General features: G+C 55.0%; 30 protein-coding genes, 1 pseudogene and 1 riboswitch. Of the genes and pseudogenes, 16 read left to right on the top strand and 15 right to left on the bottom strand.

The genetic code is table 11. The features are described 5' to 3' along the window. Window positions 1-59: 59 nt before the first annotated feature. From ACF8D4_RS11455 to ACF8D4_RS11445, 3 genes are all read right to left on the bottom strand, one after another. Window positions 60-377: a hypothetical protein gene (locus tag ACF8D4_RS11455; RefSeq protein ID WP_392468725.1), complete on the bottom strand. Its 318-nt coding sequence runs from the start codon at window positions 375-377 to the stop codon at window positions 60-62. 151 nt (window positions 378-528) lie between these two features. Then, entirely contained in the window at window positions 529-2,439 is a 1,911-nt protein-coding gene (locus tag ACF8D4_RS11450; protein WP_044735503.1) for a methyl-accepting chemotaxis protein, read from the bottom strand. Window positions 2,440-2,708: 269 nt separating this feature from the next. Continuing rightward, the gene (locus ACF8D4_RS11445; protein WP_044736027.1) at window positions 2,709-4,358 is read right to left on the bottom strand and encodes an electron transfer flavoprotein-ubiquinone oxidoreductase; all 1,650 of its coding nucleotides are present in this window, start codon (window positions 4,356-4,358) and stop codon (window positions 2,709-2,711) included. Between the two features lie 232 nt (window positions 4,359-4,590). After that, window positions 4,591-4,726, top strand: a riboswitch (molybdenum cofactor riboswitch). Between ACF8D4_RS11445 and moaA the strand changes: the two genes are divergently transcribed. The 14 genes and pseudogenes from moaA to ACF8D4_RS11375 all read left to right on the top strand — a co-directional run bounded on the left by moaA (window position 4,714) and on the right by ACF8D4_RS11375 (window position 13,732). Further along, on the top strand, window positions 4,714-5,694 hold the full coding sequence (gene moaA / locus ACF8D4_RS11440; RefSeq protein ID WP_208123954.1) for a GTP 3',8-cyclase MoaA: 981 nt from the start codon (window positions 4,714-4,716) through the stop codon (window positions 5,692-5,694). Its footprint overlaps the riboswitch before it by 13 nt. A 109-nt stretch (window positions 5,695-5,803) precedes the next feature. After that, a pseudogene (locus ACF8D4_RS11435) lies at window positions 5,804-5,953 on the top strand (molybdenum cofactor biosynthesis protein); the annotation flags it as partial. Beyond that, complete coding sequence (gene moaC / locus ACF8D4_RS11430) at window positions 5,946-6,422, top strand: cyclic pyranopterin monophosphate synthase MoaC (protein ID WP_025889198.1); 477 nt, start codon at window positions 5,946-5,948, stop codon at window positions 6,420-6,422. The pseudogene ACF8D4_RS11435 and the gene moaC, both read left to right, overlap by 8 nt. Window positions 6,423-6,426: 4 nt before the next feature. Continuing rightward, a complete protein-coding gene (moaD, locus tag ACF8D4_RS11425) occupies window positions 6,427-6,675 on the top strand; it encodes a molybdopterin synthase sulfur carrier subunit (RefSeq protein ID WP_025889200.1) in 249 nt (82 codons plus the stop codon). A 1-nt stretch (window position 6,676) separates the two neighbouring features. Beyond that, window positions 6,677-7,135 carry a molybdopterin synthase catalytic subunit MoaE gene (gene moaE / locus ACF8D4_RS11420; RefSeq protein ID WP_025889201.1) on the top strand — a complete coding sequence of 153 codons (459 nt, stop codon included), beginning with the start codon at window positions 6,677-6,679 and terminating at the stop codon, window positions 7,133-7,135. A gap of 12 nt (window positions 7,136-7,147) precedes the next feature. Next, complete coding sequence (gene modA, locus ACF8D4_RS11415) at window positions 7,148-7,948, top strand: molybdate ABC transporter substrate-binding protein (protein ID WP_144168202.1); 801 nt, start codon at window positions 7,148-7,150, stop codon at window positions 7,946-7,948. Then, the gene (gene modB, locus ACF8D4_RS11410) at window positions 7,949-8,614 is read left to right on the top strand and encodes a molybdate ABC transporter permease subunit (RefSeq protein WP_025009185.1); all 666 of its coding nucleotides are present in this window, start codon (window positions 7,949-7,951) and stop codon (window positions 8,612-8,614) included. Beyond that, on the top strand, window positions 8,611-9,705 hold the full coding sequence (locus ACF8D4_RS11405) for an ABC transporter ATP-binding protein (RefSeq protein ID WP_044735497.1): 1,095 nt from the start codon (window positions 8,611-8,613) through the stop codon (window positions 9,703-9,705). The genes modB and ACF8D4_RS11405 overlap by 4 nt, the downstream gene beginning before the upstream one ends. Before the next feature lie 123 nt (window positions 9,706-9,828). Further along, a complete protein-coding gene (locus tag ACF8D4_RS11400; RefSeq protein ID WP_144131323.1) occupies window positions 9,829-10,191 on the top strand; it encodes a YgiW/YdeI family stress tolerance OB fold protein in 363 nt (120 codons plus the stop codon). Between the two features lie 55 nt (window positions 10,192-10,246). Beyond that, window positions 10,247-10,768: a PepSY domain-containing protein gene (locus tag ACF8D4_RS11395; RefSeq protein WP_025009188.1), complete on the top strand. Its 522-nt coding sequence runs from the start codon at window positions 10,247-10,249 to the stop codon at window positions 10,766-10,768. A gap of 2 nt (window positions 10,769-10,770) precedes the next feature. Then, window positions 10,771-11,448, top strand: coding sequence for a response regulator transcription factor (locus ACF8D4_RS11390; protein WP_025009189.1), 678 nt, complete (start codon window positions 10,771-10,773; stop codon window positions 11,446-11,448). Window positions 11,449-11,497: 49 nt separating this feature from the next. Next, window positions 11,498-12,760, top strand: a complete 1,263-nt coding sequence (locus ACF8D4_RS11385; RefSeq protein WP_025889207.1) for a HAMP domain-containing sensor histidine kinase — start codon at window positions 11,498-11,500, stop codon at window positions 12,758-12,760. 3 nt (window positions 12,761-12,763) lie between these two features. After that, window positions 12,764-13,444: a TIGR01621 family pseudouridine synthase gene (locus ACF8D4_RS11380; RefSeq protein ID WP_144227015.1), complete on the top strand. Its 681-nt coding sequence runs from the start codon at window positions 12,764-12,766 to the stop codon at window positions 13,442-13,444. A gap of 120 nt (window positions 13,445-13,564) precedes the next feature. Continuing rightward, on the top strand, window positions 13,565-13,732 hold the full coding sequence (locus tag ACF8D4_RS11375) for a YqaE/Pmp3 family membrane protein (RefSeq protein ID WP_025009192.1): 168 nt from the start codon (window positions 13,565-13,567) through the stop codon (window positions 13,730-13,732). Between the two features lie 51 nt (window positions 13,733-13,783). Here ACF8D4_RS11375 and ACF8D4_RS11370 read toward each other — a convergent pair whose 3' ends face one another. Beyond that, window positions 13,784-14,218, bottom strand: coding sequence for a hypothetical protein (locus ACF8D4_RS11370; protein WP_045283328.1), 435 nt, complete (start codon window positions 14,216-14,218; stop codon window positions 13,784-13,786). Window positions 14,219-14,331: 113 nt separating this feature from the next. Then, window positions 14,332-14,988 carry an FMN-dependent NADH-azoreductase gene (locus ACF8D4_RS11365; protein WP_208150235.1) on the bottom strand — a complete coding sequence of 219 codons (657 nt, stop codon included), beginning with the start codon at window positions 14,986-14,988 and terminating at the stop codon, window positions 14,332-14,334. Between the two features lie 108 nt (window positions 14,989-15,096). Between ACF8D4_RS11365 and ACF8D4_RS11360 the strand changes: the two genes are divergently transcribed. Further along, window positions 15,097-15,981, top strand: coding sequence for a LysR substrate-binding domain-containing protein (locus ACF8D4_RS11360; RefSeq protein WP_208150234.1), 885 nt, complete (start codon window positions 15,097-15,099; stop codon window positions 15,979-15,981). Here ACF8D4_RS11360 and ACF8D4_RS11355 read toward each other — a convergent pair. From ACF8D4_RS11355 to ACF8D4_RS11315, 9 genes are all read right to left on the bottom strand, one after another. After that, window positions 15,950-16,459 (bottom strand): M23 family metallopeptidase, encoded by a 510-nt coding sequence (locus ACF8D4_RS11355; RefSeq protein ID WP_107110842.1) that lies wholly within the window; start codon window positions 16,457-16,459, stop codon window positions 15,950-15,952. The two genes, ACF8D4_RS11360 and ACF8D4_RS11355, sit on opposite strands and share 32 nt — an antisense overlap. A 2-nt stretch (window positions 16,460-16,461) precedes the next feature. Next, a complete protein-coding gene (locus tag ACF8D4_RS11350; protein ID WP_025889214.1) occupies window positions 16,462-16,704 on the bottom strand; it encodes a hypothetical protein in 243 nt (80 codons plus the stop codon). 60 nt (window positions 16,705-16,764) lie between these two features. Beyond that, entirely contained in the window at window positions 16,765-17,247 is a 483-nt protein-coding gene (locus ACF8D4_RS11345; protein ID WP_045283324.1) for an N-acetyltransferase, read from the bottom strand. After that, window positions 17,247-17,843, bottom strand: a complete 597-nt coding sequence (locus ACF8D4_RS11340) for a hypothetical protein (RefSeq protein WP_208150233.1) — start codon at window positions 17,841-17,843, stop codon at window positions 17,247-17,249. Before ACF8D4_RS11340 ends, ACF8D4_RS11345 begins: the two co-directional genes overlap by 1 nt. Next, window positions 17,840-18,766 carry an alpha/beta hydrolase gene (locus tag ACF8D4_RS11335; RefSeq protein WP_208150232.1) on the bottom strand — a complete coding sequence of 309 codons (927 nt, stop codon included), beginning with the start codon at window positions 18,764-18,766 and terminating at the stop codon, window positions 17,840-17,842. Before ACF8D4_RS11335 ends, ACF8D4_RS11340 begins: the two co-directional genes overlap by 4 nt. 363 nt (window positions 18,767-19,129) lie before the next feature. After that, window positions 19,130-19,384 (bottom strand): hypothetical protein, encoded by a 255-nt coding sequence (locus ACF8D4_RS11330; RefSeq protein ID WP_139190668.1) that lies wholly within the window; start codon window positions 19,382-19,384, stop codon window positions 19,130-19,132. Between the two features lie 9 nt (window positions 19,385-19,393). Then, entirely contained in the window at window positions 19,394-19,789 is a 396-nt protein-coding gene (locus ACF8D4_RS11325) for a VOC family protein (RefSeq protein WP_045283322.1), read from the bottom strand. A gap of 27 nt (window positions 19,790-19,816) precedes the next feature. Beyond that, on the bottom strand, window positions 19,817-20,623 hold the full coding sequence (locus tag ACF8D4_RS11320) for a hypothetical protein (RefSeq protein WP_045283321.1): 807 nt from the start codon (window positions 20,621-20,623) through the stop codon (window positions 19,817-19,819). A gap of 3 nt (window positions 20,624-20,626) precedes the next feature. Continuing rightward, window positions 20,627-21,286: a Bax inhibitor-1 family protein gene (locus ACF8D4_RS11315; RefSeq protein ID WP_028780736.1), complete on the bottom strand. Its 660-nt coding sequence runs from the start codon at window positions 21,284-21,286 to the stop codon at window positions 20,627-20,629. Between the two features lie 271 nt (window positions 21,287-21,557). Between ACF8D4_RS11315 and ACF8D4_RS11310 the strand changes: the two genes are divergently transcribed. Further along, window positions 21,558-23,387 (top strand): LamG-like jellyroll fold domain-containing protein, encoded by a 1,830-nt coding sequence (locus ACF8D4_RS11310; protein ID WP_392468713.1) that lies wholly within the window; start codon window positions 21,558-21,560, stop codon window positions 23,385-23,387. A gap of 53 nt (window positions 23,388-23,440) precedes the next feature. On the opposite strand, the gene moeB is transcribed toward ACF8D4_RS11310, so the two are convergent. Continuing rightward, window positions 23,441-24,193 (bottom strand): molybdopterin-synthase adenylyltransferase MoeB, encoded by a 753-nt coding sequence (gene moeB / locus ACF8D4_RS11305; protein ID WP_093981755.1) that lies wholly within the window; start codon window positions 24,191-24,193, stop codon window positions 23,441-23,443. Between the last annotated feature and the right edge of the window lie 6 nt (window positions 24,194-24,199).

Genomic DNA, 24,199 nt, shown 5'->3' with positions numbered 1-24,199 from the left:
GATAACTTATATTCATCTATAGTCTGTCTTGAATAGCGCTGGGCTTAACGGGTTTTAGCTCATTCCAATATGGCCATTACAAAGCCTATGGTCAACAGAATAGCCATGATCAGTCTAAGGCTGCTCTGTTGTTTCTGGTAACGAATAATCACAGGATCCTGGCTGTTGGCCAGAGTGCCAGACTCCAGCGACTGTCTGATTCTTATCGCTATATTTGGTGAATCATTTTCATCTGTATGAGCCAGTTCAGGATACTGAACCCGTATATGTTTCAGTAGCTGCTGCCAACGCCAAAGCTGCAAGACAAAGAAGAGTCCTGCCAGAATAAACATCAGCCAGGCGATATGTGACAGCGCCCATTCTATCTGTGGTTCCATGAATACTCTTTTATTAGCCGAAAGATAGTTGCGGCTATGTTATACCAATCAGCAGTAAGATTCAGGAGTTGCATGTGTACTCAAGGCTTTGCGGGAATGAGGTTCAGTATTCCCAACGGCAGTGGCAAGGCTGCCGTTGGGGAACCTGAGGTTAAACCTTGAAGCGGGCGACTAAGGTATCCAGCCTATGGGCCAGATTATTGAGTGCGTCACTGGCCGCAGCGGCGGCTTCAGCGGTCTCGGCTGTTCGCTGGGTTATCTCATTGATCTCACTGACGTTACGATTGATATCCTCCACTACAGTGGATTGCTCCTCTGTGGCCGCCGCCACTTGGATATTCATATCGCTTATCTGGGCAATTTGTCCTGAAATACCGCTGAGCGCCTGGCTGGCTTCATCCACGGCCTGAACGCCTTCACGGGAGCGATTACGGCTCAGCTCCATGGCACTGACGGCTCTGGCGGCTTCGGCCTGCAACTTATCTATCATTACCTGCACTTCATCGGTTGAGGCCGCGGTGCGGGAAGCCAGGTTTCGGACTTCATCGGCCACAACCGCAAAACCACGGCCGGCTTCACCGGCCCGAGCCGCTTCAATGGCGGCATTCAGTGCCAGTAGGTTGGTTTGCTCCGAGATGGCACGGATCACATCCAGAATGCCGCCGATGGATTTGGTATGGGTCGCCAGAGACTCGATTACTTCGCCGACCTGAGCCACATCCTGCGACAGCTGGTTAATGGTATCCCGGGCGCGGGTCACCACCTGTTGGCCAGTGGCCGATTCGCTGTCGGCATCTTTGGCTGTTACCGCCGCCTGGGCCGCATTGGCGGCAATCTCGTTAACGGTTGCCCCCATTTCGTTGATGGCGGTCACCACCATCATGGTGCGGTCTTTCTGATCCTGGCTGTCGCTCATGGTCTGCTGGGCCTGCGCCGAGACATCCTTGGCTGATAACCCCAACTGTTCGCTGGTGGCGGCCACTTCGACCACAGAGTCCTGGATCTTGGAGATAAAGCTGTTGAAGCCCTTGGCCAGTTGGGCTATTTCATCTTCACCCTCGACCGGCAGACGTTGGCGCAAGTCGCCTTCGCCTTCGCCTATGTCGCGGAACATTTCCGCCACCTTGCTGATGGGGCGGCTAACAGAGCCGGCCACTATCACAGCCAGGAAGATGAAGCCGGCGGCAATCAATGCTGTCCATAACAGAATCTGGTAGGCGGCCTCTTGCAACAGGGCAAAGATTTCCCCTTGAGGAACTTGAGCCACCAGATACCAATCCATTGACGGAATATAGCTGCTGGCAACCAGCATATCGGTACCATTGACTTCGGTTTCGAGCAACTGGAAGTCGCTCTTATTCAACAGTTTGCTGACATTGCCTGGGTAGAGATCCTGCAAGTTACGTTTGCCTGTCAGACTCTTGTCCGGATGCAGTTGGATCTTGCCCTGATTGTCGGTGAGGTACACATAGCCGCTCTGCTCAATCTTGAAGGAGTTGAGCAGGCGCACCATATCGTCGAGCGACTTGGCCAGCCCCACCAGGCCGCGACCGTTGGGCTGTTGATAGTTAATGAAGAGTTTGACCTCGCCGTTGGCTTCGGTGAACACATTCAACATGCGTTCCTGGCGACTGTCTCTGTAGTTGAAGAACCAGCCGTCCTGCTGTTGATTGAGGATCCGCAGGAAACCGTCCTGGGTGTAATAGGCCGCCGTCTCGCGGTCGGCGTAGGAGGCTTGCGCCAAATGATACTGACGGGTCATGTCCTTGAGTTGTGAGATGACCAAGGGGACTTCGGCTTCGGGACGCCCCTGTTCCAACCAGTGTTTGAGCATCTGACTGTGGGCAAGTTGCTCGGCACCGTTCATCAGTGTACTGATCTCCAGATCCAACTTATTGCGGATCTGCAGCATCAAGCTGGGCAGCTCGGAACCGAGCATACGTTGTTCGACAACTTCACGGGCACTGCGCTGGCTGAGCACACCAACTAAAATAGTCGACATCAGCACGGCCAGAGTCACCGTCAGTAAAATCTTTTGTTTGATGGTAAGCATGAGTTTCATAGCGATCGCCTATCCATATCCTTATTAATGTGGACAACAGCATTAATTAGCCGGCGTTGGTTACGGCCGCGAGCTAACACAGTGGCAGGGACTTTCCCTTAAGTCTTTGTAGAGTATAGGCATGCCAGCTGTTTTATGGGGCTGGATCTTATTGTAGAACCGGGATTATGACTAAAAATTGCCCTTGCTTCAATAGAGCCTAATGTTGCGTTCGGTAAATAAAAAAACGCGCCTTATAAAGACGCGTTTTTGTGGTTTAGGTTAATCAACTACATATTGGGATAGTTGGGACCACCGCCTCCTTCGGGCGTCACCCAGGTGATGTTCTGGCTGGGGTCCTTGATGTCACAGGTTTTGCAGTGAATGCAGTTCTGGCTGTTAATCACAAACTTGGGTTGCCCCTCGTCTTCAACCACCTCATAGACACCCGCAGGGCAGTAACGCTGCGCCGGTTCATCGTATTTCACCAGGTTGACCGCAATAGGGATGTTGGCATCTTTCAAACGCAGATGGCAGGGCTGATCTTCCTCGTGGAAGGTATTGGAAAGATACACTGAAGAGAGCTTGTCGAAGCTAAGCTTGCCGTCCGGCTTGGGGTAGTCAATCTTGCTGTAGGCGCTGGCTTCGCCCATCTGGGCATAGTCGGGATGATCGTCTCTCAGGGTCACAGGGAACTTGCCGCCAAACCAGTTTTGATCGATATAGTTAAAGGCTCCCCCCAGGAAGGTGCCGAACTTGTGCATGGCCGGGCCGAAGTTACGCGAGCGGTAAAGCTCATCAAAGAGCCAGCTCTGTTCCAGCCGTTCCTGGAAGCAGTCGAGATCTTTTCCGCCTTCAACCCCGGCGATAAGGCCTTCGGCCAGAGTCTCGGCCGCCAGCATACCGCTCTTGATGGCGGTGTGGGTACCCTTGATCTTGGCGAAGTTGAGTGTCCCTGCATCACAACCTATTACCAGACCGCCTGGGAAGCTCATCTTGGGCAGAGAGTTGAGACCCCCCTTGGTGATGGCGCGGGCACCATAACTCAAACGTTCGCCGCCACTTAAGGTCTTGGCGATGACAGGGTGGGTTTTGTAACGCTGAAATTCATCGAAAGGGCTCAGATGCGGGTTCTTGTAGTTGAGGTCGATGATCAGTCCCACGGCAACCTGGTTGTCTTCCATATGGTAAAGGAAACCACCACCGCTGGCGCCTTCCAACAGCGGCCAGCCGCCACTGTGAACCACTTTACCTTGTTGGTGTTGCTCGGCAGGGATCTTCCAAATCTCTTTGAAGCCTATGCCGTAGTGCTGTGGTGTCTTGCCGTTATCCAGGTGGAATTTTTCTATCAGCTGCTTGCCCAGATGGCCGCGGCAGCCTTCGGCAAACACAGTATATTTGGCGTGTAATTCCATGCCCGGCATATAGCTGTCTTTGGGCTGGCCATCGGCGCCTATGCCCATGTCGCCAATCAGTATTCCCTTGACGCTACCATCTTCATTGAACAACAGCTCGCTGGCGGCGAAACCGGGGAATATCTCCACTCCCAGGCCTTCGGCTTGCTCGGCCATCCAGCGGCAGAGATTACCGACGCTGATAATATAGTTGCCATGGTTGTGCATGGTCTTGGGTACCAGACTGTTGGGCAGATGTTTGGCATCTTCGGCCGACTTGAGCAGATAGATTTCATCTTCTGTAACCTGGGTATGCAGGGGCGCTCCCAACTCTTTCCAGTCACCGAAGAGTTCTTCCAATACGCTGGGTTCAAAGACGGCGCCGGAGAGAATATGCGCGCCAACTTCAGAGCCTTTTTCGACCACACAGACACTGATCTCTTTGCCGCTGTCTTTGGAGATCTGCATCAAACGGCAAGCCGTAGCCAGTCCGGCGGGGCCTGCACCGACGATAACAACATCGAATTCCATTGATTCGCGTTCCATCATGTCACCTCTATCCTTCAAAGTCCCCCGATGTAAACGGGTGTTTTATTTTTATCCAGCTCCAACCTTACCTGAAAATCCATCCAGGGCACAGTATTTGATCGGAAAGCGGCACAGGGATTCGATGAAATTTCTGAGTGAGACCTGTCACAAAAAGTCCACGCAGATTTGAGCCAAGTCGGGAAATACATTTTTAGGGGTATGGTTCGCCCCCCTTTTCGTCCTATAATTGGCGCAGACGGTTCTCCGAGCTTTTGGTCCTACGTCAGTGAAGATATGGTCCTTTAGCCGTGGCAATTTTGCCACCGGGGTGAGCAAAGAAATGCCCTCACCTCCCTGACTTGGAAAGGTGATCATGTCCCAGTTACAAGACAATTTTGGTCGAAGATTTCACTATTTGCGGATGTCAGTCACTGACGTCTGTAACTTCAAATGCAGTTATTGCCTACCGGATGGTTATCGCCCGGAGGGCAAGCCCTCTTTTCTGACCCTCAGCGAGATTGAGAATCTGGTTGCCGCCTTCGCCAAAGTAGGTACCCGCAAAGTGCGGATCACAGGTGGCGAGCCTACGCTGCGCAAAGACTTTACCGATATCATCCGTGCAGTTGCCGATAACAGCGAAATTCACACTATCGCGACTACCACCAATGGTTATAGGCTCGAGAAGCACGCCAAAGAGTGGTACTACGCCGGGCTGAGGCGGATTAACGTGTCTGTGGACAGCCTGGACCCCAGGATGTTTTATCAGATCACCGGCGAGAACAAGTTCGATGAGGTCATGCGCGGTATAGATGCGGCGCTGGAAGCTGGCTTTGAGCGGGTCAAGATTAACGCCGTGCTGCTCAAGGATCTCAACGACAAGGATCTGCCGCGTTTCCTGCATTGGATCAAACATACCCCCATAGATCTGCGTTTCATCGAGCTGATGGAAACCGGGTTGGGTCACGACTATTTCAAGGCGCATCACCTGGCCGGAGCCGATATCAAGGCCAGACTCGAGGCCGAAGGTTGGCAGTATGATCAGCCCGCGGCCGAAGATGGCCCGGCGCAAAACTTCAGCCATCCTGATTATCGTGGCCGTATCGGGCTCATCATGCCTTATGCCAAAAACTTCTGCGCCAGCTGCAACAGGTTGCGGGTTTCTGCCAAGGGTAAGCTGCACCTGTGTCTGTTCACCGAACATGGTGTCGATCTTCGTGATCTGCTTCAGAGTCCTGAACAGCAGGATGAGTTGATTGCCCGTTTGCATCAGCAGTTGCAGCAGAAGAAAGAGACTCACTATCTGCACCAAGGTATTACCGGTGTGACCCAACACCTGGCCTCTATCGGCGGTTGAGGGTGGCCGCTCGTTTGGGCGTCAGATACTATCATCGCCATCTCGGTAGCATTCAGCAGCAGGAACTGACATGGGACATTGCAGTCATACCCATTTTGAGCCTTTGAATATCGCCAATCAAACGGCGCTGTTTTGTCTGCCCGCTTCCACCGGCGCATGCCGTACGGCCTGGAACAAGATCCTCAAAGAGCAGCCGGATGCCCGGCACCGGCCCTGTAACTTCGTATCCCATTTGAAAAAGGTTGCTATAGATGACTAATGCCTTTACCCATATCAATGCCGATGGCAACGCCCATATGGTGGATGTGACCGAAAAGTCGATTACCGAGCGCGAAGCCCGTGCAGAGGCCTATATTGAGATGTCTGCCGAGACGCTGCAGATGATCATGAGTGGCAGCCACCATAAGGGCGATGTGTTCGCCACCGCCAGAATCGCCGGCATTATGGCAGCGAAGAAAACCTCAGAGCTGATCCCTTTGTGCCACCCCTTGATGCTGACCAAGGTCGAGGTGGATCTACAGGCCGAGCCGGAGCAAAACCGGGTCAGGATCACCAGCCTGTGTAAGCTGGCTGGCAAAACCGGGGTTGAAATGGAAGCCCTGACGGCGGCCTCGGTTGCGGCACTGACTATTTACGATATGTGTAAAGCGGTGCAGAAGGATATGGTGATTACCCAGGTAAGACTGCTGGAAAAACGCGGCGGTAAATCCGGTCATTTTAAGGTGTAACGATATGATTAAAGTGCTGTTTTTTGCTCAAGTACGCGAATTATTGGGAACGGCTGCCATTGAAGTTGAGAGCCAGCCGGGTTTGACGGCCGAGGCGCTGCGTGCCCAATTGGCGGCCACAGACGACAAGTGGGCCAGAGTGATGGCGTCCGACAAACTGCTGGTGGCCGTCAACCAAACCCTCAGTCCCTGGCATACAGAGATCAAAGCGGGTGACGAGGTGGCCTTCTTCCCACCGGTAACCGGAGGTTGAGATGCAAAGCGATCGTATTTTGGTACAAACCGCCGACTTCGATGTCCCGGCCGAATATGCCCGCATCGCCGCCGACAACAGCGACGGCGCCGTGGTGACCTTTGTCGGCAAGGTGCGCGACTTCAACGATGGCAGCGCGGTTACCGACCTGACGCTGGAACACTATCCCGGGATGACAGAAGCCGTTTTGGGGCAAATTGCCACTCAAGCCCGTGAGCGTTGGCCGCTGAATCAGCTGACCATAATTCACCGGGTTGGCACTATGCATTTGGGCGAACAGATAGTATTTATCGGTGTCAGCAGTGCCCACCGCAAGGCGGCGTTTGCGGCTTGTGAGTTTCTCATCGATTTCCTCAAGACCAAGGCGCCATTCTGGAAACTGGAAGCCGGTGAGAGTGGCCAACACTGGGTTGAGGCCCGCGATGCCGACGAGCAGGCCGCCAAGGCCTGGGAAAAGTAACCGGAGCGTGTGATGGTGCTATTGGAGCGATTGCTGAATTCGACGACCAAGGCCGTGCTGACCGCACTGGCGCTGCTTGGTCTGTGTCTGCCGGCTGCGGCGGCGCAAAGCGTTCATGTGGCTGCGGCGGCCAATATCAAGTTTGCCCTGGATGATATTGCCGAGCGTTATCAGCAACAGACAGGACGCCAACTCAAGATCTCCTACGGCTCGTCCGGTAACTTTGTGGCGCAGATAAAACATGGTGCGCCGTTCGAGCTGTTTCTCTCGGCCGACGAGCGTTATGTTGACGCGCTGGCTGACGCCGGCATCACCCGTGACAAGGGGGTAGTCTACGCTTACGGGCGCTTGGCGCTGGTGGCTCCCAAGAATTCACCGCTGAAATTGGATCAAGAGTTACAGGGGCTGCAACAAGCTCTGGCCGCCGGGCAGATCAAGCGCTTTGCCATCGCCAACCCGGATCATGCTCCCTATGGCGAACGCGCCCGTGCGCTGCTCAAGCAAAAGGGCCTGTGGCAGGAGTTGCAGGCCAACCTCATCTATGGCGAAAACGTTTCCCAGGCGGCGCAGTTTGCCTTGAGTGGTTCGACTCAGGGCGGCATAGTTGCCCTGTCGCTGGCAGTGGCGCCGCAGTTTCAGGCGAGAGGTCACTATCTGGCGTTGCCGGTAGACTCCCATGCCCCGCTGACCCAGCGCATGGTACTGCTTGAGAAAGCCAGCGACGATGCCAAAGCCTTTTATGACTATCTGCAGGGGCAGGAAGCGCGACAAGTGTTCAGCGCCTATGGCTTTGCCTTGCCCGAGGGAGGCTGAATGGATTGGCAGTCGCTGTGGCTCTCGGTCAAACTGGCTGCCATCAGTGTCTTGGTGCTCTTGCCGCTTGCCATCTTGTTGAGCCGCTTGCTGGCCTATCGTGAGTTTCACGGTAAGTCCTGGGTAGAGGCGCTGATCATGGTGCCCCTGGTGTTGCCGCCCACGGTTATAGGCTATTACCTCTTGGTAGGGCTTGGCAGTGAAAGCTGGCTTGGCCAATGGCTGCAGCAAACCCTGGGAGTGCAGCTGGTATTTCATTTCTCCGGCCTGGTGGTCGCCTCGGTACTGGTCAATATTCCCTTTGCGGTGCAGCCTATTCAAAGAGCCTTTGAAGCTATTCCTCAGGATGTGCGCGATGCCTGCGCCTGTTGTGGCATGAGTCGCACCAAACAGCTGTTCAAGGTGGAGTTGCCCTTGGTGTGGCCGGGGATTTTGACGGCCCTGGTGTTGTGTTTCTCCCATGTGCTCGGCGAGTTTGGTGTCGTCTTGATGATGGGGGGCTCCATCGCGGGAGAGACCAAGACGATTTCCATCGCCATCTACGACAGTGTCCAGGCGTTTGACTTCGCCTCTGCCGGTACTATGTCGCTGGTACTCTTGCTATTTGCCATCACCACATTGGCATTGACCACAGGGCTGTCGCGGCGGCTCGGGAGATTGAAATGACCCCGACAGATCTGCATGTCAGCATCCATCAAACCAAGGGGATTCCACTGCAGGCCGACTTTGTTTGCCGTGCCGGTGAAGTCCTGGCCGTGGTGGGGCCTTCCGGTGGCGGCAAGACCACGCTGCTGAGGATGATTGCCGGTCTCAATAAGCCGCAATCCGGCAGCATCCGCTATGGTGATAAACCCTGGTTTTCCGAGACGGTGAACCTGAGCCCGCAGCAGCGCCATCTGGGGTTTGTGCCGCAACATTTTGGCCTGTTTCCCAACCTGAGTGCGGTCGACAATGTAATCGCCGGGCTGGATCATCTGCCCAAGGCCGAACGCCGGGCCAGGGCGTTGGATTGGCTGGAGCGGGTCAATCTGCACGGTTTGCCGGATCGTTTGCCGGAGCAGTTGTCCGGTGGCCAGAGACAGAGGGTGGCGCTGGCCAGAGCGTTGGCGCGTGAGCCTTCGGTATTGCTGCTGGATGAACCTTTTTCCGCGGTCGATCGCGAGACCCGTGAGCGCCTGTATCTGGAGCTGGCGCGGCTCAAGTCGCAGTTGCATATTCCGGTGATCATGGTGACCCATGACCTCAACGAAGCCTTGTTGCTGGCCGACCGCATGGTGCTTATCAGTCAAGGGCAGTTGCTGCAGCAGGGTGTGCCCCATGAAGTGTTGGCTAAACCCCGCAACGAGGCGGTTGCCCGGCAGATGGGCCTGAGAAACCTGTTTGATTCCGAAGTGGTGGCCCTGGAGCTGGAGCGGCAACTCACCTGGCTCAAGTTTGGCGAGCAACTGATTGCCTGTGACTATGACGCGCGCCTGAATCCGGGAGACAAGGTGCGCTGGGTGGTGCCCAATCAAGGCGTCAGATTTAACTCCATCAGCCGTGGCCGCCTGTGCCGCAGCTTCAATAAACTCAATGTCAGGCTCGAATCCCTGCTGGTAATGGGTGAATCTGTGCGCCTGCTGGCGGCAATCGAAGGCGTGGATCAGACTCTCAGCGCCGAAGTGCCGTTACATCTGGCGCGCAAGTTGGAGCTGGTTGCCGGTATGCAGACCGAAGTCGCGCTCAAATCCGAACAAATTCATATCCTCGAGCGCTGACAAAGGCTGCGTTTTTGTGCCTGTTGTTAACTAGATGATCAAAACTTAATCTTGCTTCCATCCTGGCTTCAAGCGCGGAAATCTATACTGCAGCCATTGAAACAACCACAGGAGTGAAACAAGATGCAAAAGTTAACTTATTTATTGGTATTATCCTCATTCTGCAGTGCCGCTGCTCTGGCTGCTTATACCGGTCCAGGAGCCGAAAATCGGGTTAGTACAGCGTCTCAGGTCGAGCAGGCCAACGATGACACCCAGGTGGAGCTGACAGGTTATCTGGTGAAGAGCCTGGGCGACGAAACTTACCTGTTCCGTGATGATTCCGGAGAGGTTAAAGTCGAAATCGACCATGACCTTTGGCGGAATATCAATGCCGATGTGAAAGAAAGCACTCTGGTGAAACTGACCGGTGAGGTCGACAAGGAGTGGAACGGCAAGGAAGTTGAAATTGAAAGTATCACTCTAGTTGGTGAAACTGCAAAATGAACCATGGCTTGTATGAGTGGCTGGCCTTCAGTGCCAGCGCTCGGATGGAGGCAAAATGAGACGTTTATTGGCGGGGCTGGTACTGTTTTCTTCGGTGGCAGTCGCGGCTCCCTCGCTGCTGGAATTGTTGAATGATAATGAACGCATTCAACCCATAGAGCTGATGCAGCGCATTGAGTCCCAGTTTCCCGGGGTGATCGTCGAGTTTGAAACCGATGTGGAAAATGGGGTCTTGGTCTATGAAATTGACCTGATAAACCCGGATGATCGTACTACCACAGAGCTGGATATACTCGCCAGCAACGGCGAGGTACTCAAGCGCAAAGTCGAACGCCTCGAGGCAGACGATATGGCCGAGTTGGCTGTGGTCAAACTCCTGGTCAAGAAGCAGCTCAGCTTTTCCCAACTGGTGGAAATGGCAATGCAAAACAGCAATGCTCATCTGCTGGAAGCCCAACTGGATAAAGATCTGGGGATTGCCTACCTGGAGCTGAAAGTAATGGATGAACGAGGCAAGCATAAGCTGGCGTTTGATATCGAAAAACAGCGGCCATTGCCTCTACTGAAATGGGACTGACAATGAAGATACTACTGGTCGAAGATGACGCAACCACACAGGACTATATCGTCAAAGGCTTTCTGGAGCAGGGACACAATATTGAAACTGCTGCCGATGGTCATCAGGGTTTGCTGTTGGCGACCAGTAGTCAGTATGACTTGGTAATTCTGGATCGCATGTTACCCGGGCTCGACGGCCTCAAGGTGCTGGCGGCGCTCCGGGCCACCGGCAATCAGACCCCAGTACTGATCCTCTCGGCGCTCAGCCATGTCGACGAGAGGGTCAAGGGACTGCGCGCCGGCGGCGATGACTATATGACCAAGCCGTTTGCCTTCTCCGAGCTGCTGGTGCGGGCCGAGAAGCTGATGCTGCGCGGCCAGTCACAGCCGGCCAAGACAGATCTCAAGGTGGGTCTGCTGGAGATGGAGCTGCTGACCCGTAAAGTGACTCTGGACGGCACTGAACTGATGTTGCAGCCCAAGGAGTTCCAGCTGCTCAAGTACCTGATGGAACATGCCAACCAGGTGATCAGCCGCACCCTGCTGTTTGAAGCCGTATGGGACTACCACTTTGATCCCAGAACCAATGTTATTGATGTGCATATCGCCAAGTTGAGACGCAAGTTTGAAGAGCTGGGTCACGGCGAGCTGATTGAAACCATAAGAGGGGCTGGTTATCGTCTCCGCCAAAGCCATTAAGCCTTACCAGAGCAGCGTATGGCGTATCACAATCTTCTTCTCTGTGCTGGTGACTCTGATCATCGGCGCCTTGCTGTTTGCCCTCTATCAACAGCTGGTGACAGAGCAGCAGTCTCAGGTTGAGAAACACCTGGCGTCGGAGGCGCAGCGCTATCAACAGCTGGCCTTGAGTGTGGATCAGCGCAGTTTTGCGGCACAAATTCGCGCCGCCGATCCGCAAACCGCACTTATAGCCTGGCAGGGTAGCCCGGATATGGTGGGGGCGCTGACCTTCATGCCCGACAATATGCCGCTGCTACCCAGAACCCGCGATTTCCCCATTCTCACCGGTGGCCCGGATAAGCTGCATATTCTCACAGGCGGCGTGGTGATGACCCGCTATGGCCCTGTGCTGATCGCTACCCGTACCGACCACCTGGCGACGCTGATCGAGAAGTTTCTCAGCGCAGCGGCTACCGCCGTGATGCTGACCGTGGTATTGACCTTGGCCATGGGATACCTGTTCTCCAAGGCGCTTCTCAGGCGTTTGGTGCAATACAACCGCTTGAGTGAACGCATAGAGCGAGGTTATTACAACACCCGCCTGCCGGTGAGTCGCAACAGTGATGAATTCGACATGCTGGCGCGCCAGTTCAACCGGGTGCTGGATACCCTGGAGCACAACCTGACGGCAGTGCGCGGGGTGACAGACAATATTGCCCATGACCTGCGCACGCCTTTGTCGCACCTGCGGATAGGGCTGGAGCAGTTGCCGCAATATCCGGCGGAAGAGATCCCGGAGCGCAGTGCGATTCTTATTGAAAAGCTGGATCACTGCCTGGCGACCTTCAACGCCATGCTGTCGCTGACCCGCATTGAAGAAGGGCAGCAAAAACTGGAGCTGGAAAGTTTCAGCTTGCAGCAGATGTGCACCGATCTGCTGGATATGGCCGACGTGCTGGCCGAGGCAGAAGGCCAGCAGCTCAAGCTGGAAACCAGTGAGGACTGCCATATCACAGGTGACAAACACCTCTTGTTCCAGGCGCTGTTCAACCTGGTCGACAACGCCATTCGCTATGCGGGCGAGGGGGCCTGTATCACCATCTCGCAGCAAGCCAACCAGGTCATCATCAGCGACAATGGTCCCGGGATCCCGGAGGCGGAGCGTGAGCGGGTCTTTGAGCGCTTGGTGCGGCTGGATCCCAGCCGCCATCAGCAGGGTACCGGCTTGGGGCTTTCCATGGTCAAGGCGATTCTATCGCGACACAACGCCAGTATTTCGCTGGAAGATAACCATCCAGGTCTCAGAGTCAGAGTGACATTTCAGGTTTAACCCATGTATTCAGTGATAGCCACAGAGCCCGACTTTATCCTGCTGGACAAGCGTCCTGGGGTTCATTTTCACAGCCAGCACGGTGAGGCAGGTTTGGTGGCCAGTGCCGAGCAGGAGCTGGGCTGCAAGCTCTATCCCGTGCATAGACTCGATACCTTGACCTCCGGCCTATTGCTGCTGGCCCGTTCATCCGAGGCGGCAGCTGAATTTACCCGTATGTTCAGTGAACACAAGGTGCAGAAATATTATTTGGCATTGGCCAAGGGCAAACCGGGCAAAAAGCAGGGTTGGATCATAGGTGATATGGCCAAGTCCCGCCGCAGTCAGTATAAGCTGCTGCGTTCCACCGACAACCCGGCCGTTACCCAGTTCTTTTCCTGGTCGGTTGCCGAAGGGCTGCGCCTGTATCTGCTCAAACCCCACAGCGGCAAGACCCATCAGTTGAGGGTGGCACTTTCCAGTCTGGGGGTGCCTATTCTGGGGGATACTCTCTATGGTGGCAGCGCTGTTGATGCCGACCGTGGTTACCTGCATGCCTATGCGCTGGAGTTTGAATGGCGCGGGCAAACCCTTAGATACCTGAGCTTGCCATCTCAGGGCGACGCCTTTCTGCGGCCGGGAGTGTTGAGTCAGGTGCAAGCGTTAGCGGAACCTTGGACTTTGGACTGGCCCAAGCGCAAATGAATTCCGGCGTGGCCGAAACGTCGGCTCGCTTCGAGGCAAAGGTAAAAAAGGTTGCAAGCCGGGCGTCATGCTGCCAAGTTAAACGGGTTGTCCCTTTAATTCCTCGCCAGGAGTCATACCATGGATACCAACAAACTCTTGCTCGTCATCATCGCTATTTTACTGCCGCCTGTGGCGGTATTTCTCAAAGCGGGTGCCGGTAAAGACCTGCTGATCAATATCATTCTCTGTCTGTTCTTCTGGTTCCCCGGGCTGCTGCATGCGCTCTGGGTGGTGACCAAGAACTGATATCAACAACCGGCTTCAAGCGCAGAGAGCTTGGCGGTAAAGTGGCCGCAGTTACTGAGCGGCCACGATTCTGCCAAGCAGGTTAAAATGCTTGATGCTTGTGCCTTCCTGGCTCTGATTACCGAACAGCTTTAGCCACTTGTCCTGTGGCAGCCTGACTTGACTCTGACTGCTGTAGTGGCTGCTGTTGTGATGAAAGTCGGCGGTATAGTTAAGCTGCCAGACACCGCTCTCTATCGCCTGGAGTTGGTAACTCAAGCTGAACTCCTTATCTGTGACCCTGCCAGCATCTTCATCAGGCAACAGGGCCACTGTCAGTGACCGTGATTTGGCCAGGAACTCCCGGCTGAGTTCCTGTGTTTCCAAAGGAGCTGCACACTGGCAATAACGCAGCTCGAGTTGCAGCGGTTGTGCGTCCTTGGCCAGTGCCATGCCGCTTGCCAACAGGGCCAGCAAGCCAATCACAGGGTTAAGTATCCGCGGCATCTTCAATTCTCCCTCCAAATCGTCTTTTGCCCTTGCAATAGAGGTGGGCTTTCAAGACGGGAGAGCCTAGCATCTTCGCCGGTCGATGAAAGGTTATTTACACTTATGAATGGCTAGAGCATTTGGGCCAACTCTGTCAGCGAGGCTCCGGCTGCTGCGACGGAAGCCTGATGGCGCTCGTCGGCAAACTCCTGATATTCGCTGCGCACTTCATAAAACTGCTCCACCCCCAGATAGTGGCTCAGGGTCTTGATATGGGGACCCAGGTGATTCATTCCGGCGCGGATCCCCTCTTCGCCAAAGCCAAACTCGCCGCAGGAGTAAACCAAAACCAGTTTTTTGCCGCTGAGTATCGGCCGCAGCGGAAAATCGCCGCGCTTTAAGTCGAAGCTGAATGTGCGGTTGATGCGTATGACCTGATCAAACCAGGCCTTGAGTGCCGCCGGCATGCCATAGTTGTACATGGGCGTTGAGATCAGAATGATATCGGCCCGCTGCAGCTCGTCGATAAGGCAGTCCGACAGTGCCAGCAGCCGTTGCTGCTCTGTACTTTGGTGTGCCTCCGGGGTGAATACGGCGGCAATCCAATCTTGGGTGATGGCCGGTGGTGCTTGGTCACCCAGATCACGATAGATGAATTCTGATAGATTATTTTGGGCTTGCCAGTGATCGCAAAATAGCTGCGCCAACGACTTGGAAATCGAATTATAGCTGGGCTTTTCATTGTCGGTTCTTCTCGTGCTAGCATCTATTCTTAAAAGGGTTTTCATCACTTTCTCCGTTTGTTTGCTCAGGGCATAACTATCTGGAATACCGCTCGAGTTGACAAAGGGTCATTTCTCACTTATAGATGATTAAAATTCACTTATTTGATCGCAATGTTTGCCCATTTACCCACACTGAATAACTTGAGAGTGTTCGAAGCCGCCGCCAGGCATCTGAGCTTCAAGCTGGCTGCGGAGGAGTTGAGCCTGACTCCGACCGCAGTTTCCCATCAGATAAGAAATCTCGAGACTCAGCTGGACACCCGACTGTTTATCCGCCAGACCCGGGCGGTATCACTGACACCGGCCGGAGCCGAGTTGGCAGAATCCTGTCGCCAGGCCTTGCTCGGCATAGCCCAGGGGATTGAACGTTTGGGAGTGACACCAAACCAGCTGAGAGTTTCCACCACCCATGGCTTTGCCGCCCTATGGCTGGCGCAGCGATTGCCGGACTTTCAGCAGCGTTTCCCCGATATTCGGGTGTCGGTCAGCAGCAATGAGGGGCTGCAGCCTAGCGACCCTCTGGGTGAGACAGATCTCTGCATACGCTACGGCAAAGCGGCAGAAGGCGAAGAGGTGCTGTTTAGCGAGACGTTCGGCATTTACGCCAGTCCCGGTTATCTCAAGAGCAAGCAACCTCAGGTGACGCTATTGCAGACCCGCTGGCAGAACCCGGCTCTCGACGGGCTCGATTGGCCGCAATGGCAACAGACCTATCACGAGTTCAAAGGTGCCAGAATGCTGGAGTTTACCCAGGAGGATCACTTGGTACAGGCAGCTCTGGCCGGTGAAGGCCTGGCACTTGCCAGTTCTGTGCTGGTGGCCTCTTTGGTGGAGCGGGGTTGGTTGAAACCTTGCTTGCCGGGCAAGGTGTTGCCTGGGCTCAGTTATCGGCTGCTGCCGACCTCCGGCCGGGAGCAGAGCCACAGAGTCAGGGTGTTTCTCGAATGGCTCAGGCAGCAGGCACTCAGCGGGGCGCCAGATAAGTCACAGGATTGAGATAAAACGCCTTCTTGTATCCCTGGGGCGCATCATCTATCAACCAAGGCATGGGCATGAGGCTGACTATGCTGTAGTGCAGATGGGGCGGCTTGCCTTTGGCATTGCCCGAGTCGCCGACTGTGCCCAGTTTGCTGCCCTGAGGTAGATAAAAACCGTTCGGCTCCAGGCTGTCCAGATGGGCGAAATAATGCAACTTCCAGCCTGGCCCCAAGGCCAGCACCACCTTGCCGCCGAGACGCCACTCCCCTTGATAGAGGCGCAGCATGGGCGTCGGGGCCTGCACTTGAGTGCCGCGGGCGGCGAAGATGTCTATGCCCTTGTGTACCCCTGAGGTGCCCCAGGGGTAATACCAGAAACTGTCTTTATGCCAGTCTTTGGCGCTGGCCTGGTTAACCGGCACCTGTGGGTTTTCCGGGATCAGGGCACCGGCAAAGATCAGCAGTAGCAGCAGGATAAAGCCATAACGTTTCTTCATGGTCATAGGTCACGCTGTTGTTGGGCCAACTCTATGATGGCACTGATCGCCGCGCGGGCCTGGGGACTATTGTGCCAGCAGCTCGAGCCCATCAACTGGGCTATGGCGCGGGTGACATCGCTAGCGGATTCATCGGCCAGCTGCGACAGCTGACTGAATCCCAGCTGCTCAAGGCGACCAACGACTGTGGCTCCTACCCCCTTGAGATCGCACATCTGCTGTTTTTCCCGGTCACTGAAGGCCATGGCAACTCTCCTTGTAAATGCTTGTCCCTGGAATAATTCCACTGGATGTTCTTTCTTGGGTTAGATCTCTGCCAGTGGACAAGCTAACAGCAGCAGATCCAGACAGAGAATACCGTTTTCCACTATCGGCTCAGGGTAAGCGGCAAAGAAGTCCGGAACAATACCTTTGATACGAAAACCGCACTTCTGATAGAGGCCAAGCTGAGCCAAGCTGGAGTTGCCTGTGGCTATCCAAAGGCTATCCAGTCCCTTTTCCCGGCTCAGCGTCTGACACTGTTGCAATAGCCATTTACCTATTCCCTGGCCTTGGTGATCCGGATGAACGGCGAGGTTTTTTACCTCAGCCTGAATCTGTGTGGACGCCGGTGTCAGTTGCAGCAGTGCCAGCCCAAGCAGACGGTCTTCTGTATCCAGGGCTCTGAGCAGCAGACAGTCTCTCAGGTAAGCCTGCACGGCTTCGCGGCTTGGGTCGGCCAGCAAGAGTAAGGCCCACTCAGGTTCAGTGAGTGTGATGTCTGCGGTATTTGCCAGCTCCAGCTTCATTATATTTGCTCCGCAGCCAGTTCCGGCTCGCCGTTGTGCCAATGACTGTATTCCTCCCAGCGCCGTGCCAGTTCGCCATCACCCAGTTTGGGAATGCCGCTGCGCCTAAGCCACTGCCAATATGGTCCCCAGAGGTAGTCTTGCCAAAAGGCCAGAGAGCCCTGGAGGCCACCCAGGGTATCGGGATCCAGTTCGGGAAAGCTCTCCCAAGGCATGGGCGGAGTCGGTGCCAGCTGTTGGACTTGCGCCAGAAGCTCGCTGTGATCAGATTGCAGGCACAGAAGGTAACCACCAAAGTCGGCGGTCAGTTGCAGATAGAGCTTTATCGGTGCCTGAAACTCGGTCTCGAAGTTATCGCCCTGACACTGCAACTGCTGCGCCAGCACTAGATAGTCAGGCAGGCCTTTTCCCAGCTGTTCTATCTCCTTGCCATGTCGTTGTAAATAGCGGCGTAGCTGGTCAAGCAGAGCCGGCACCTGATGCCGGCTTATCAGGCAGGAAAGCGCACCGCCCTCGAAAGGACGGCTGATGGATTTTACTTGGGGGTAGCCGTCAGCCAGCGCTTGCCACTGAGTCACATCCGAGCCGCTTGTCATGCCGCTTCTTCACTGTCACGACGCAGAATGGCCGCCAGTTGGGCCAGACATTCGCGCGCGGCCGAGCTGATATCGGCCAATTGGAAGAAACCATGGATCACGCCCTGAAAGCGGCAGGCTCGGGCATCGACACCGGCGGCTACCAGCTTGCGATACAGGGCTTCTCCCTCATCCCGCAGCGGATCAAATTCGGCGGTAATAATGTGAGTCTGACACAAGCCCTGAAAATCCTCCCGATACAGGGGGCTGATTTCAGGATGGTTGGCGTCGACACCAGAACCTTGCTGATAGGCTTCAAAACCGCTGAGCAAGGCATCGCGGGTGATAATAAAGTCGTCGCCGTTGCTGCGGTAGCTCGCCATGGCAGCGGTGGCATCCAACATGGGGTAGATAAGCAACTGCCGTTTCGGCTGCCAGCCCAGTTGTTTCAGGCGCAGGCAGGTGACCAGCGCCAGATGACCGCCGGCACTGTCGCCGCCCAGAGTGACGCTATCCGGATCCAGCTGTAGCTGCGCCGCCTGGGCCAGTATAGCCTGGGTGGCCTTGAGCGCATCGTCGTGTGCTGCCGGATAGCAGTGTTCCGGTGCCAGGCGGTAGTCGACGGCAATAACCTGGGCTTTGCCATGACAGGCCAGATAGCTGAGCTGCTGCTCGTGAGTCACAAAGCTTCCGGCCACAAAGCAGCCGCCATGGAAGTAGATAAGCGTGGGCCAAGGCCCCGGGGTGTCCGGCAGGTAACGTCGCAGGCGAATGCCTTCCAGCTCCAGCTCCTGGGTGCAAACTTCGGCGGCGGGTCCCGCCAGCACCACACTGGCTTCATAGCCCTGACGTCGTTCATTCAGTGGCTGCAGACGCGCGTTGTGACGACCGGCTGCAATAAACTCATCCACCAGTCGTTGTATTCCTGTTTCCAATCCCGTCATGGCGGGAACCTCCTGTGAAAACTTGTCCTGAGCTCAGAGGCGATCCTGTTGCTCGGATACGATATTCTGCACCTGACCATTACTCAGAGTGACTGTTAGGGAAGGTGCGAATAAGTCCTCGTGGCACTCTGGCTTGCACAGAAATTGGCGTTCAAGGCATCTGACTGAAGGCATGCCGGGGCCTGTCAAAGTCGGATAACGTAGAAAGCCGGTTGCTGTGCAAGCCCCGAAGGGCGTGGCTTACAAGCCTGCCTGCTGTGTTGTGCTTCTTGCAAAGGACTAGGGCCATTTGCTGCGAACCACGCCTTGCATCCAGGTCCGTAAGCCGACGCAGAGCACACATGGGACTTGTTCGCACCTTCCTTAGCAAATACTCGCCCCTATGCTGCCTTGCAATCGGTAACTCCATACTTCTACTGTCTTACCGGCGGTGGCTCTGCCGCTGTCGACACCAAGTGTCTGGGTGTATTTATCCATGGGGGAGCCAGCAAGTTCAAGTAGCTTTATGCGGCTCATGCCGCAATGCAGCAGTTTTCCGTCCTTGAGGCGAAAACTATCGCAGGCTATCGCTGGCAGAGCCAACAAACACAGGGAGAGGCATAAAAGTAATTTCTTCATTTCAAATACCTACTGGGGTTGATGGCATACGGCTTCGACATTGTTGCCATCGGGATCCAACACAAAGGCACCGAAGTAGTGTGCGTGGTAATGAGGCCTCAGCCCAGGCTGACCATTGCACTGACCGCCATGTTCAAGTGCCAGCTGATAAAACCGGCTGACGGCATCGCGGTCGGCGGCAGTGAAGGCAATATGCCGCGGCGTATGGGGCGTCTTGGTTTCAATGATCCAAAACACGGGTTTGTTGTCCGGTCCGAAGGCGCACATACGCTGGCTGGGAAACTCGCTGTTCCACTCGGCCACCAGTTCCATCACCAAGGGGTAACCCAAGGCGTTTAGTGTTTCGAGATAGAAGTCGCGTGTCCTGGGGTAATCTGTGGCATAGCTGCTGAGGTGATCTATCATCGGCATCCTTCCTTTGACTGTCATGGTTCAGTGCACCGGCACGAAGAGTTCGTCTGTTATGGTCAGTTTATCTTGCTGCAAGCGGTAGACAGAGTCGAGCATAAAAACAGCACTGCCTTGCCAGCAGAATCCGCCACTTCCCGAAATGCGTAATTGCTTATCGCGGCCCAGAGCCAGAGTAGAGAAGCCACAAAAATCGCCACTGCCAAGCTTGCCGTCGGCAAAGGCCAGTTTGTGGCGTTCAGTGGCGGTTATCAGTTCGACATAAGGTGGTATCTGATCGCCGGCGTCAAACTCGGTTTCCGCTTGCCCCGGAAACAGCCGCAAACAGGCCTGGCCCATCTGCCAGCTTGAGGGAATAGCCAGCGCATCCGCAGCACCTGCGATTGGACAAGTTTGTTGACTGAAACTGCCGAGCTTTTGCTCTCTGTTGCTCTTGCAGTTGGCGGCGTTGTATTGCAGGGCCGCCAACACGGATTCACCCCCGAGGCGATAAAAGTGGCTGCCCCAATTGAGCTCTTCATATTCGGCCAGGGCTATGCATTCGTTGAGTTGACCGCTGCGGGACAGACCCAGCAAGAGATCGCTTATCAGCCAGTAGTAGCGGCGAACATCTTCGATGGCCGGTTCGGTTGCACCTTTAATTTGGGGGAACAACTCATAGCCACATTCTTGATGAAAGGCGGCGAGCGCCGCCGTTGCCTGTTGATACTCGCCTTTGGCATAACCTTGCTGGAAATCACTCCTGGCCTTGGCCAGAGCCTGAGTGCTGCACTCGGCAGCGCTCAGAGAGGAAAAAGCCATGGGGAGCAGCAACAGCAAGAGTAAACGCATGGGTTAATTCCTTCTTCCCAGAATGCTCAGGATCCGCAGGAATAGGTTGATGATATCCATATAAAGCGCAGCGGCGCTGTCGATGGCGTTGTCGACCGTTTTTTCCTTGGCGTTGGCCTGGCCCCAGTCATAGCCAATGTAGCCACAGAAGATCAATACCACTATCCAGTCGAGAATGCCGTGATGGGTCTTGAAGATAAACAGCTCCACCAGTTCGACAATGATCACCAATAGCAGGGCTATGGTCAGGGCGCCGGCTATGCGGGCAAAGAAGGCGGGAAACAGGGTACCCAATATCATCATCGCCAGAGTCACGATAGTCGTTATCCGCAGCGCCTCCAACACCAGCGTCGGGTCATAGCCGCTGACGACCAGGTTAATTATCAGACCGAAGGGAACAACAACCAGGTTGTAACCGAGAAAGCTGACTGCAGGCTTGTCCGATGATTGGAACAGATAGATACCCGCCATACAGCAGCCAAAGTAGCCGATAAAGAACAACCAGATTGGAATAGTGGCGATGATTTCGGGGTCGATATTCAGCACCATCAGATAGTTGACCACAAAACCCCAGATCAGGGTCAGGCCGATGACCAGGTTGTATTTGCCGGCACTGATCAGGCCCTTATCGGTGCCGTAGTTGCGTCGCAGGCTGTTGTCCATAGCGGGAAATTTCCTTTTTGCAGATTTCAGGCGAGATTAAAGCGCCACACGATATAGAAAAACACCAAGCTCAACAAGGCGCTATCGCCCAAAACCCTGTGCGACATCTTCCAACCATCAAGCGCTTGTTGTGATAGAGACTTATGTTGTCCGCCTGTGTGTTTTGATAATGGTTTGTAACTTAATGATTTTGAAATAAAAGTGTTTATTTTGCTTCATCTGTCCTTGTTTAAATCCAGACTTTCTTACTAGCCTGAACTGGAGAGATATCATGCGACACTCAATTGGAGCACTGGTTCTGGGTGCAGTGCTTGGCCTGACGGGGTGTAACTCAGACAACGACAATGGCACTCAAGCCGCAGCCGAGAGTTACACTCTGGTGGTCATGCCCGATACCCAAAAGTACTCCCGCTATAATCCCGAGCGCTACAACGCTCAAACTCAGTGGATTGCCGATAACTATAAGCAACAAAATATCGTCTTCACGGCGCATCTGGGGGATGTGGTCGACCTGCCTGACTCTGAGCAGGAATGGCTCAATGCCCGCGCGGCAATGAGCATTCTGGAGGCTAATCCAGCCACCCCATACAGCATATTGGCGGGCAACCATGATGTGCTGGCTTACCGTCAGTCCGGGGTCGATATCAATAGCAACTTCGACAGCGACAGGACCTTGGCGGCAGAGCCTTTCCTCAAGCATTTCCCGGCGTCTTTGCAGCAAAACAACTTTGCCAGTTTCCAGGGGACAGATGCCACCGGCTTCAACAGTTATCACCTCTTCAAGGGCGGTGGGCGCGAGTATCTGTTGCTGGCGCTCGACTGGCGTACCTCGGCGGCCAGTATAGCCTGGGCACAGTCGGTATTGGATGCCCACCCGGAAACACCGACCATACTCACCACCCATCAGCTGTTGAATGTGGCCGATGATGGCAACAACGCCATATTTACCGACAATGGCGCCATGCTGTGGGACAAGTTGATCAAAGACAATGACCAGATCTTCCTCACCTTTAACGGCCATCACCATGGCGAGGCCAAGATGGTGGCCAAGAACCGCTATGGCCGCGATGTGGTCATGATCTTGGTGGACTATCAATCGGGATTCTGGGGTGGCAACGGTATGCTGCAACTGGTGAGTTTCGATGAAGCCAATAAGCGGTTGCAGTTTCGTTCATTCTCACCTTGGGTAGCGGCCATCCCGGAGGCAGAGAGGCAGCCGCAGGATGTGTTGCAACGCTGGGAGTTTGAACAGCCCCTGGACTTTGAAAAGCGTTTTGCCAAGCTGAATCAGGAAGTGGAAACCGAAGGTCCGGGTAAGCTTGAAGGAACACTCGCCTACTGGATATTCGATGCCGAGCATAAGTTAACCAGTACAGACCCGACCAAGGTGCAGTTTATGGATCTTTCCGGGCGCGGCAATACCTTGAGCCTCAAGGCCAAGGCGGGCAGCAGTGGCACTCAGGAGCAATTGTTTGAACTGCTCGGTGAAGCTCCTGGCTTCGGCCACGCCACTGGGGCGGCTCGTTTTAAGGGCGGCAACACCCAGGGCGGCTATTACCTCTCAAGCCAGGCACCGACGCTGGTTTCTGCCGATGGCCAGGCGGGTGTTCTGCCGCAGTACACCATAGAGATGATAGTGCGTCTGGCACCAGAGTGGCAGGCATCGGAAAATGCCTGGGGCGCTGTCTTTGCCCATAAACCCAGCCAGAGCCAGGTGTGTGAACACCATAAGCTGGATTGTGGCGGCGGTGATCCTTCGCTGGCGCTGACCGCCTCCAGTCTCAAGGAGTTCCAGTGGATCTCCACCTCCAGCAATGGCGTGGGGCCCAGCAACTGGTCATGGGAAGTGGACAGGGATTATTGGTATCACGTGGCCATAGTCAACGACGGCCAATACGCCACCATGTATGTGGACAACTCCAGGGTAATGCGTACCGCCGAAGCCGAGCAGCATGGGCTGGTGAGTATTCCCGGCGGCGAATGGATGGTGGGCGCCTCCAGTTGGGACGGTGAGGTGGCCGATCTGTTCCGCGGTGATATTGCCGAGATCCGGATTGTCGACAGGGTATTGCCTGAGTCTGACTGGCTTAACGCCAAGTAAAAAAATGCTGACAATCAAAGAGGCTGCCCAGGCAGCCTCTTGATATTGCAGACTCAACCGCAGACGGGGCAGTTGGGGATCTGCGGCAGCTTCATCTCGCGAAACTCCATGGTCATGGCATCGACCATCAGCAAACGACCATAGAGCGGCTTACCTATACCACTTATCACCTTGATGGCTTCCACCGCTTGCAGGCAGCCCATCATACCGACGACCGGCGCCAGAATACCCGACTCGACACAGCTGAGTTGCTGCTCGCCGAACAGGCTGCTGAAACAGTGATAGCAAGGCATCTGTTGCTGATAACCGAAGACGGAGATCACCCCTTCCATACGGATGGCGGCAGCGGACACCAAGGGCACCTTATGCCGAAAACAGCTGCGATTGAGCTGTTCGCGCACCGCAACATTGTCGGTGCAGTCCAGTACCAGATGGTGCTCGGCAACCAGTTGATCCAATTCGGGATCATCCAACACTCCATTGATGGTTTCTATCTGAACATGGGGATTGAGCGCACTCAGGCTCTCTTTGGCCGATTCCACTTTGGACTGGCCTATATTGCCATCCTGGTGCAGTACCTGGCGCTGCAGGTTGGACAGTTCGACAGTGTCGAAGTCCACCAGGGTCAACTGGCCGACCCCGGCAACCGTCAGATACTGACCGGCAGCGCAGCCTAGGCCACCGGCACCTATCATCAGCACCTTGGCCTGTTTGAGCTTCTCCTGGCCTTCAATGTCCATCGCCTTGATGGAGATCTGCCGGCTGTAGCGCAGCATCTCGGCATCTGTGAGTATCTCGTCGCTCATATCGGC

This window comes from Shewanella sp. YQ_9, assembly GCF_043103185.1.
Lineage (GTDB): Bacteria > Pseudomonadota > Gammaproteobacteria > Enterobacterales > Shewanellaceae > Shewanella > Shewanella algae.
This window is presented reverse-complemented; position numbering and strand designations above follow the sequence as displayed.

Coding starts and splice junctions, on each gene's coding strand:
- ACF8D4_RS11455 (WP_392468725.1), bottom strand. CDS start 377: ATGGAACCACAGATAGAATGGGCGCTGTCACATATCGCCTGGCTGATG.
- ACF8D4_RS11450 (WP_044735503.1), bottom strand. CDS start 2,439: ATGAAACTCATGCTTACCATCAAACAAAAGATTTTACTGACGGTGACT.
- ACF8D4_RS11445 (WP_044736027.1), bottom strand. CDS start 4,358: ATGGAACGCGAATCAATGGAATTCGATGTTGTTATCGTCGGTGCAGGC.
- moaA (WP_208123954.1), top strand. CDS start 4,714: ATGTCCCAGTTACAAGACAATTTTGGTCGAAGATTTCACTATTTGCGG.
- moaC (WP_025889198.1), top strand. CDS start 5,946: ATGACTAATGCCTTTACCCATATCAATGCCGATGGCAACGCCCATATG.
- moaD (WP_025889200.1), top strand. CDS start 6,427: ATGATTAAAGTGCTGTTTTTTGCTCAAGTACGCGAATTATTGGGAACG.
- moaE (WP_025889201.1), top strand. CDS start 6,677: ATGCAAAGCGATCGTATTTTGGTACAAACCGCCGACTTCGATGTCCCG.
- modA (WP_144168202.1), top strand. CDS start 7,148: ATGGTGCTATTGGAGCGATTGCTGAATTCGACGACCAAGGCCGTGCTG.
- modB (WP_025009185.1), top strand. CDS start 7,949: ATGGATTGGCAGTCGCTGTGGCTCTCGGTCAAACTGGCTGCCATCAGT.
- ACF8D4_RS11405 (WP_044735497.1), top strand. CDS start 8,611: ATGACCCCGACAGATCTGCATGTCAGCATCCATCAAACCAAGGGGATT.
- ACF8D4_RS11400 (WP_144131323.1), top strand. CDS start 9,829: ATGCAAAAGTTAACTTATTTATTGGTATTATCCTCATTCTGCAGTGCC.
- ACF8D4_RS11395 (WP_025009188.1), top strand. CDS start 10,247: ATGAGACGTTTATTGGCGGGGCTGGTACTGTTTTCTTCGGTGGCAGTC.
- ACF8D4_RS11390 (WP_025009189.1), top strand. CDS start 10,771: ATGAAGATACTACTGGTCGAAGATGACGCAACCACACAGGACTATATC.
- ACF8D4_RS11380 (WP_144227015.1), top strand. CDS start 12,764: ATGTATTCAGTGATAGCCACAGAGCCCGACTTTATCCTGCTGGACAAG.
- ACF8D4_RS11375 (WP_025009192.1), top strand. CDS start 13,565: ATGGATACCAACAAACTCTTGCTCGTCATCATCGCTATTTTACTGCCG.
- ACF8D4_RS11370 (WP_045283328.1), bottom strand. CDS start 14,218: ATGCCGCGGATACTTAACCCTGTGATTGGCTTGCTGGCCCTGTTGGCA.
- ACF8D4_RS11365 (WP_208150235.1), bottom strand. CDS start 14,988: ATGAAAACCCTTTTAAGAATAGATGCTAGCACGAGAAGAACCGACAAT.
- ACF8D4_RS11360 (WP_208150234.1), top strand. CDS start 15,097: ATGTTTGCCCATTTACCCACACTGAATAACTTGAGAGTGTTCGAAGCC.
- ACF8D4_RS11355 (WP_107110842.1), bottom strand. CDS start 16,459: ATGAAGAAACGTTATGGCTTTATCCTGCTGCTACTGCTGATCTTTGCC.
- ACF8D4_RS11350 (WP_025889214.1), bottom strand. CDS start 16,704: ATGGCCTTCAGTGACCGGGAAAAACAGCAGATGTGCGATCTCAAGGGG.
- ACF8D4_RS11345 (WP_045283324.1), bottom strand. CDS start 17,247: ATGAAGCTGGAGCTGGCAAATACCGCAGACATCACACTCACTGAACCT.
- ACF8D4_RS11340 (WP_208150233.1), bottom strand. CDS start 17,843: ATGACAAGCGGCTCGGATGTGACTCAGTGGCAAGCGCTGGCTGACGGC.
- ACF8D4_RS11335 (WP_208150232.1), bottom strand. CDS start 18,766: ATGACGGGATTGGAAACAGGAATACAACGACTGGTGGATGAGTTTATT.
- ACF8D4_RS11330 (WP_139190668.1), bottom strand. CDS start 19,384: ATGAAGAAATTACTTTTATGCCTCTCCCTGTGTTTGTTGGCTCTGCCA.
- ACF8D4_RS11325 (WP_045283322.1), bottom strand. CDS start 19,789: ATGATAGATCACCTCAGCAGCTATGCCACAGATTACCCCAGGACACGC.
- ACF8D4_RS11320 (WP_045283321.1), bottom strand. CDS start 20,623: ATGCGTTTACTCTTGCTGTTGCTGCTCCCCATGGCTTTTTCCTCTCTG.
- ACF8D4_RS11315 (WP_028780736.1), bottom strand. CDS start 21,286: ATGGACAACAGCCTGCGACGCAACTACGGCACCGATAAGGGCCTGATC.
- ACF8D4_RS11310 (WP_392468713.1), top strand. CDS start 21,558: ATGCGACACTCAATTGGAGCACTGGTTCTGGGTGCAGTGCTTGGCCTG.
- moeB (WP_093981755.1), bottom strand. CDS start 24,193: ATGAGCGACGAGATACTCACAGATGCCGAGATGCTGCGCTACAGCCGG.